This is a genomic window from Frankia sp. CcCS3 (assembly GCF_977927575.1).
In genome coordinates this window covers 1-2,597 of sequence record NZ_CDWRCL010000359.1, presented here as the reverse complement: position 1 = coordinate 2,597, position 2,597 = coordinate 1, and the positions used below count along the sequence as shown (strand labels likewise).

General features: G+C 66.8%; 3 protein-coding genes and 1 pseudogene. All 4 read right to left on the bottom strand.

The window, feature by feature from the left end; genetic code table 11:
- Positions 1 to 146: 146 nt before the first annotated feature.
- The gene (locus AC08OQ_RS19155; protein ID WP_476602240.1) at positions 147 to 383 is read right to left on the bottom strand and encodes a hypothetical protein; all 237 of its coding nucleotides are present in this window, start codon (positions 381 to 383) and stop codon (positions 147 to 149) included.
- Between the two features lie 115 nt (positions 384 to 498).
- Positions 499 to 942 (bottom strand): PIN-like domain-containing protein, encoded by a 444-nt coding sequence (locus AC08OQ_RS19150; protein ID WP_476602241.1) that lies wholly within the window; start codon positions 940 to 942, stop codon positions 499 to 501.
- Positions 939 to 1,589 carry a DUF433 domain-containing protein gene (locus tag AC08OQ_RS19145; protein ID WP_476612295.1) on the bottom strand — a complete coding sequence of 217 codons (651 nt, stop codon included), beginning with the start codon at positions 1,587 to 1,589 and terminating at the stop codon, positions 939 to 941. Before AC08OQ_RS19145 ends, AC08OQ_RS19150 begins: the two co-directional genes overlap by 4 nt.
- A 437-nt stretch (positions 1,590 to 2,026) precedes the next feature.
- Positions 2,027 to 2,597: pseudogene (locus tag AC08OQ_RS19140) on the bottom strand (AAA family ATPase); the annotation flags it as partial.

Below are 2,597 nucleotides of genomic sequence, written 5' to 3'. Positions count from 1 at the left end.
GGAGTACTACGGTCGAATCTCTCCGGGTCAGCTGCGCGCGCCGCGCGCCATTCCTTAGCTATGGTTGAGATCATCGAAGGGGCAGATCCCGTCTGACGGCTCCTGCTCGACGGATGGGACCAAAGCCTCGCGACCGCGGGACGCAGTCACGAGACCCGGACCGTGTACCGCAAGGCGGGCGTCGCGTTCGTCAACTGGCTCGCGGCACTGCCGCCGACGCTTGGCTCGACGCCGCCGACGGCGAACAGACGCTCGCTGACCATGTGGGCTGGACGACCACCCAGATGATCAAGCGATATGGTGCCGCCGGCCGGGCCCGCCGCGCCCAGAACGAGCACGAACGCCTCGGCCTGGGCGACCGGATCTGACGCGTGATCGCGCACGGAGCGCCGAACGACCCCTGTAGAGGGCCGGGCCGACAACTGCCGCCACTGGGACGGGTGTGACGTACTCGCGACTGCCGGTGGTTCCCGCACCCCTACAGCGAGCCGCTCCCGATCATGGCGATATCTCGACCGGAGTCAGGGAGGTGCGGGTCGCGGTGTAGATGAAGGGGCCGGGCTTGCCCAGGAGGGCTTCGATCGCCCGCCACTGGCACATGACGATCTCCAGTTGGTCCCAGGTGCCTTTCGCCTCCTTGCCGGCGAGCGATACAAGACGGGCGCTGTTCTCCCGGACGGCGTTGATCTCCGATCGTCGGCCCTGGATCGCACTGTCTCGGGTGATGGCGAGCCAGCCGTGTTTGGCGGCGGTGGGAATCCAGACGTCGTCAAGGGTCGCTACATCAGTGATGGGACAGGCTGGACGTTCGCGTTTGAATCGTGTGATACCTGGATCGCCGGGGTAGGTTACGTCCGGCCGTAATCTACCCAGGAGCTTGCCGAGGCCGAGCAGGTCGGCATCGATGTAGAACCGGACGATCGCAGGCCTGAGCCGCGTCACGCCGCCCGGGCGGAGTACTCGTAGGCAAGCGCCCAGCGGACGTCTTGCGCCGTGAGGTCGAAGGCGTTGGCGATCTCCTCGACGTCTTCGTCTGCCTCGACGTGCTCCCACAGCACGACCGTGCTGATCCCGCCGATGGACGGGCTTCCGCCACGCAGGTTCGGGATGCAACGCACCGGGGAGTCGGTGTCGTCGTGTGGGCGCCAGGCCGCGGCGAGGTCGTCGTCACCCCAGTCGATCCGCTGGATGAACGCGTCGGCGGGGGGCAGCAGCAGCATCTGGCCACGGACGTCCGAGACGAGGCAGAATTCGGGAGCGAGGCCAGCTTCGTCCTGCGCCTGGAGCACGAGGGTCTTCCCGGAGACCAACGGTCTGCGGTCCGCGAGCGGGTAGGGGACGCCGAAGTCGTCGCGGAGCTTGTCGATGAACGCACGTAGCTCGGCCATCGGCACCCTGCGCTGGCGGTACTCACGCAGCAGCGCGGCTTCGACGAACTCACCCCAGGTCACGGCGGCCCCGCGGCCGCGGGGTTCCTGACGGATCACCGGCCGGTACAGGCGACCGCGCCGCTCGCCGCCCTCAAGCCAGTAGACGAGAGTGCTCTGCGGGACCCGCAGTAGCGCCGCCGCCACCGCCAGCGAGTACATCTCCCGGTCCAATACTGATATCACAGTTTTCCCCCACAATGACGCTTTCCGCCCCACAATCGAATACGAAGCATGACAGTTTGTGTTCTGGTTGGGGTAGCGTATCGGCTCCACCAGGCCAGCTCGGTGTTTCTGCCAGGTCGACTGGCCATACATGTCGCCTTGCGGCACTCTCAGGCCCCCGTCGTACCCCGCGGCCGGGACCTCGACGCGTCAGTCCTCGCCACGCCACCCCGGGCGGTTGGTGTCGAGCCATGCCTCGACTTCGACGACCGGGGCCCGCAGCCGTATCTGGTGACCGAGTATGTCGAAGGACCCACGCTGCATTCGTGGGTCCGGCGGACCGGCCCCGATGCGTGGCTCAACCCTGGAGCAACTGGCGATCGCCCACACCCGAGTTCCGCCGCAGGGTGCTCGACCTGATCGACACCGGCCGTTCAGCTCTCCTCGAAGCCCGACTGGTCGAACTTTAAGGTCCCGGCGTTCTCGGAGACGGTGCGGACTTGGCCTTCCTCGAAGCCGGTGCTCTTCGTGGCTTCGATCTCGATCTTCACGACGAGCTCGGTGCCGTCCTGGCGGAGGTTGGCGATGATCTCGTCGGCGACGTTCTTGAAGTCGAGGGCGATCTTGTCGGAATTCAGAGTCTTCACGCCGTAGAACCGCGTCTTGACCTTGCGATGGTAGACGCCCGGGTGGTCGGGGTCCGGTTTGAAGGGCTTCTTCGCGTCGTCCTCGCTCGGGCTCTCCGTCAGGCCCGGCGTCGCCGGGACTTCGGCGTCGCGCTGCTGGGCGGCGATGTCGGGACGCACCAGGAGCAGCGAGTCGGTGGCCGCCGGTGCGGCGCCCTTGTCCTCGGGCTTCCAAAGTCCGAGGTAGCGGCCGGCGGAGTCGTCATAGCCGGCGGCGAGCGCGAAGGCATCGGTCTGCCAGATCATCGGCAGGTCGATGATGCCCTCGTTGAGAACCGTCCTGTCGCGCAGGCGAGGCATGTAGGGCCTGTTTGGGAAG

Coding starts and splice junctions, on each gene's coding strand:
- AC08OQ_RS19145 (WP_476612295.1), bottom strand. CDS start 1,589: ATGTACTCGCTGGCGGTGGCGGCGGCGCTACTGCGGGTCCCGCAGAGC.